The sequence below is a fragment of the Candidatus Obscuribacterales bacterium genome, from assembly GCA_036703605.1.
GTDB lineage: Bacteria > Cyanobacteriota > Cyanobacteriia > RECH01 > RECH01 > RECH01.
The window spans coordinates 1-4,215 of record DATNRH010000931.1; the positions used below are offsets into that span (position 1 = coordinate 1).

At 57.1% G+C, this 4,215-nt stretch carries 4 protein-coding genes; 3 read left to right on the forward strand and 1 reads right to left on the reverse strand.

All coding sequences use genetic code 11. From position 1 onward, the window contains the following. The coding region (locus V6D20_19125; GenBank protein HEY9817894.1) for an ATP-binding protein at positions 1 to 1,184 on the forward strand (1,184 nt) is incomplete at its 5' end. Here V6D20_19125 and V6D20_19130 read toward each other — a convergent pair. Next, a complete protein-coding gene (locus tag V6D20_19130; protein ID HEY9817895.1) occupies positions 1,181 to 2,065 on the reverse strand; it encodes a LysR family transcriptional regulator in 885 nt (294 codons plus the stop codon). The two genes, V6D20_19125 and V6D20_19130, sit on opposite strands and share 4 nt — an antisense overlap. A gap of 142 nt (positions 2,066 to 2,207) precedes the next feature. Here V6D20_19130 and leuC point away from each other — a divergent pair, with 142 nt between their 5' ends. Further along, positions 2,208 to 3,611 carry a 3-isopropylmalate dehydratase large subunit gene (leuC, locus tag V6D20_19135; protein HEY9817896.1) on the forward strand — a complete coding sequence of 468 codons (1,404 nt, stop codon included), beginning with the start codon at positions 2,208 to 2,210 and terminating at the stop codon, positions 3,609 to 3,611. A gap of 57 nt (positions 3,612 to 3,668) precedes the next feature. Continuing rightward, a partial coding sequence (gene leuD / locus V6D20_19140) for a 3-isopropylmalate dehydratase small subunit (protein ID HEY9817897.1) occupies positions 3,669 to 4,215 on the forward strand: 547 nt, incomplete at its 3' end.

Sequence of the window (4,215 nt, forward strand, 5' to 3'; positions counted from 1 at the left end):
CCAACGGGCCCATTACCCGCTGGGTGACCGAACATCGGCAGCGGGTGGTGATCACTGATGTCTCTCAGGATCCCCGCATTGGAGATTGCAACCTCGAATATCAGACAGCTCAGATTCGCTCGGCCCTGATGGTGCCGGTGCAAACCAAGGAGCGCCTCCACGCCATTTTGTATATCAACCAGTGCAGCCATGTGCGCTATTGGTCCAAAGACGACCAAGAACTGGCCCAGGCGGTGGCGGATCAACTAGCGATTTCCATTCAGCAGGCCTATCTCTACACCCAGGTGCAGCAGCAGGCTGAAACCAGTCGCGCTCAGGCTCAGCAGCTTAGCCAGACGTTGTTGGATCTGCAGCATACCCAGGCCCAGCTCATCCAAAGTGAGAAAATGTCTAGCCTAGGGCGGATGGTGGCGGGGGTGGCCCATGAGATCAATAACCCGGTGAGCTTCATCTACGGCAACATTCCCCACGTGGAAAAGTATGTGGAGGGATTGATGCAACTGGTGCAGCTTTACCGCGATCGCACCCCTGAGGATGAAGAGTTGCGATCGCTGATCGACGACCTCGACCTCGATTTTCTGCTGCGAGATCTACCCGACACCCTGCGGTCGATGCAAACTGGGGCGGAGCGCATTCGTCAGATTGTCCTTTCCCTGCGGCGGTTTGCTCGCTTGGATGAAGCGGAATGGAAGCTGGCCGACCTGCACGATAGTCTCGATACCGCGTTGGATATCCTCAAAAGCCAGATCCCCCTGGATGTGACGGTGCGCCGGCACTATAGCGACTTGCCTTGGGTAGAATGCTATCCCCAATTGCTCAATCAAGTGTTCGTAAACATTGTCGGTAATGCCCTAGATGCCTTGGCCGATCTGCCTGACCACCACCCCAAGTTTATTGACATCACCACGGCGCTTTATGTCGATTGCGAAACCCGCCAGACCTGGATGCGGATTGCGATCGCTGATAACGGCCCGGGCATTGCGCCAGAACACCAAACCCGTATCTTTGATCCCTTTTTCACCACCAAAGATGTGGGGCGCGGTACAGGTCTGGGGCTCACCGTCAGTTACCAAACCATTGTGCATCAACATCGCGGTCATATTGGTCTAGTATCAACGCCCCAGGGTGGCACAGAGATCACCCTAGATTTGCCGATCTATGGAACGGGATCGTCTGGAGATTAGTGGGTCAACCGGTGCACCATATCTAGGAACTGCTGGCTGACGGGGGTGAGTTTGTCTGGATGCCAGAGGAGGGCGATCGCTGCCTGGGGTGTTGCTTCTTGCAGGGGGCGATAGACCACGCCGGTGCGCCCCAAATGCTGGATGGATATGGGTACGATCGCCACGCCCATCCTGGCGGCCACCAGGCTGACAATGGTCTGCATTTGGATGGCTTCTTGAACCACCTTGGGGCTAAAGTCCGCTGATTGGCAGAGGCTAATCACTTGGTCATACAGACCGGGAGCTAGGCGGCGGGGAAAGAGAATAAACGATTCCCCCGCCAGGGATTTTAGGGGGATGGCCTCTAGAGCAGCGAGGGGATGATGAACCGGCAGAGCCACCACCAGCGGTTCCTGCAAAATCACCTGGGTTTTAAGCTGAGCATCGTCGATGGGCGGGCGAATGAAGCCGACGTCGAGACGATTTTCCGCCAGCCAGCGCACCTGTTGATCCGTCGTCAGTTCCCGCAGCGTGAGGTTGACTTGGGGGAAGCGATCGCGAAATTCATGCAGAATCATCGGCAGTACGTTGTAGGTGGCAGAACTCACAAAGCCGATCGCCAACTGCCCCACTTCCCCACGGCTGGCCTGACGCCCCGATTCCACCGCCCGCTCAAGCTGCTGCAGCAAATCCTGACTGTGCTCCAAAAACACTTGCCCCGCCTCGGTGAGCGTCACCCGGCGCTTGGTGCGATGAAACAACTGAAAGCCAAGCTGCTCCTCAAGCTGGCGGATTTGCTGACTCAGGGGTGGCTGGGCCATGTGCAGGCGCTCGGCGGCGCGCCCAAAGTGTAGCTCTTCCGCCACGGCGACGAAATAGCGCAGATGTCGAAATTCAATCATGGTCTGGCTGGAGATGATCTGGCTGGAGCAGGACTCATACGTTTTATATATTAATAGTGCCCTAACTATATATTGGACATCTCTAGGATTCGCTTCTAGGGTAGAAAGTACGCCGATATAGACACTTCAGAGGACGATCGCCATGAGCGCAGGCACTCTCTTCGATAACGTTTGGGACTTACATACTGTGGGCACCTTGCCCTCCGGTCAAACACAGCTTTTTATTGGACTGCACCTGATCCACGAGGTTACCAGTCCCCAAGCGTTCGCCATGCTGCGCGATCGCGGTCTCAAGGTTCTCTTCCCCGATCGCACCGTCGCCACCGTGGATCACATCGTCCCCACGGAAAACCAAGCCCGTCCCTTCGTAGACACCTTGGCCGAAGAGATGATGCAGGCCATCGAGCGCAACGCCACCGATAACGGCATCACTTTCTACAACGTCAAGTCCGGCAACCAGGGCATCGTCCATGTGATTGCTCCAGAGCAGGGGTTGACCCAGCCCGGCATGACCATTGCCTGTGGAGATAGCCACACCTCCACCCACGGAGCTTTCGGGGCGATCGCCTTTGGTATTGGTACCAGTCAAGTGCGGGATGTGTTGGCCTCCCAAACCCTGGCTCTGTCGAAGCTGAAGGTGCGGCGGGTGGAAGTCAACGGCACCCTCAATCCGGGGGTCTATGCCAAGGATGTAATTCTCCACATCATCCGTAAGCTTGGCGTCAAGGGCGGGGTGGGCTATGCCTACGAATATGCTGGCACCACCTTTGAACAGATGTCTATGGAAGAGCGCATGACCGTGTGCAACATGGCCATTGAAGGCGGCGCTCGCTGCGGCTACATCAATCCTGATCAGACGACCTACGACTACCTCAAGGGGCGGGACTTTGCCCCCAAGGGCGATGCCTGGGATCAAGCCGTGGCCTGGTGGAACAGTCTGCGCAGTGATGCCAATGCCCAGTATGACGATGTAGTGATTTTCGATGCGGCGGATATTGAACCGACGGTCACCTGGGGGATCACGCCAGGGCAAGGGATTGGCGTCAGCGAACCGATCCCCACGCCGGACACCATGCCGGAAGACGAACGGGCGATCGCTCAAGAAGCATACCAATACATGAAGCTGCAGCCCGGTAGCCCAATTCAGGGCACGGCCATCGACGTCTGCTTCATCGGTAGTTGCACCAACGGCCGCATCGAAGACCTGCGGGAAGCGGCCAAGGTGGCTAAGGGCAAGCGAGTGGCTTCTACGGTCAAGGCCTTTGTTGTCCCCGGATCGGAGCGGGTGAAGCAACAGGCGGAGGCAGAAGGTCTCCATGATGTGTTTGTGAATGCGGGGTTTGAATGGCGCGAACCGGGTTGTTCGATGTGTTTGGCTATGAACCCCGATAAGCTCCAGGGATCCCAAATTAGCGCCTCCTCCTCCAACCGCAACTTTAAAGGACGGCAGGGATCATCCTCAGGACGCACGCTCTTGATGAGTCCGGCGATGGTGGCAGCGGCAGCGATCGCTGGCCATGTCACCGATGTGCGCAGCGTCCTGTAGAGACTGTCCAGTCTTGATCCCAGCTTGTATTCCCACATTTATCCCTTGGAGATACCCATGACTATTGTCCAAACCCACACCGGCCGCGCCCTGCCCCTCACCGGTAACGATATTGATACCGATCGGATCATTCCCGCCCGCTTCTTGCGCTGCGTCACCTTCGATGGTCTCGGAGCCCACGCCTTTGAAGACGATCGCCAACAGTTGAACGGTCAACATGCCTTCGACCAAGATGTTTACCAAGGAGCCACGGTGCTGGTGGTCAATCGCAACTTCGGCTGCGGTTCGTCGCGGGAACATGCTCCCCAGGCGCTAGCCAAGTGGGGCATTCAAGCGCTGATTGGTGAAAGCTTTGCAGAAATTTTCTTTGGCAACTGCGTGGCCATGGGCATCCCCTGTGTCACCGCTGCGTCCGATGATGTCACCCGTTTGCAGGAAGCGATCGCTGCTGATCCCCAGCTTGCCGTGACCGTCGATTTGACCAACCTGACCGCCAGCTACGGGGATCAATCCATGGCGATTACCATCGGTGAAGGCGTGCGTCAGATGTTCCTTGCTGGCACCTGGGATGCTTGCGGTCAACTCGTCGCCCAGGCAGAACAGG

Coding starts and splice junctions, on each gene's coding strand:
- V6D20_19130 (HEY9817895.1), bottom strand. CDS start 2,065: ATGATTGAATTTCGACATCTGCGCTATTTCGTCGCCGTGGCGGAAGAG.
- leuC (HEY9817896.1), top strand. CDS start 2,208: ATGAGCGCAGGCACTCTCTTCGATAACGTTTGGGACTTACATACTGTG.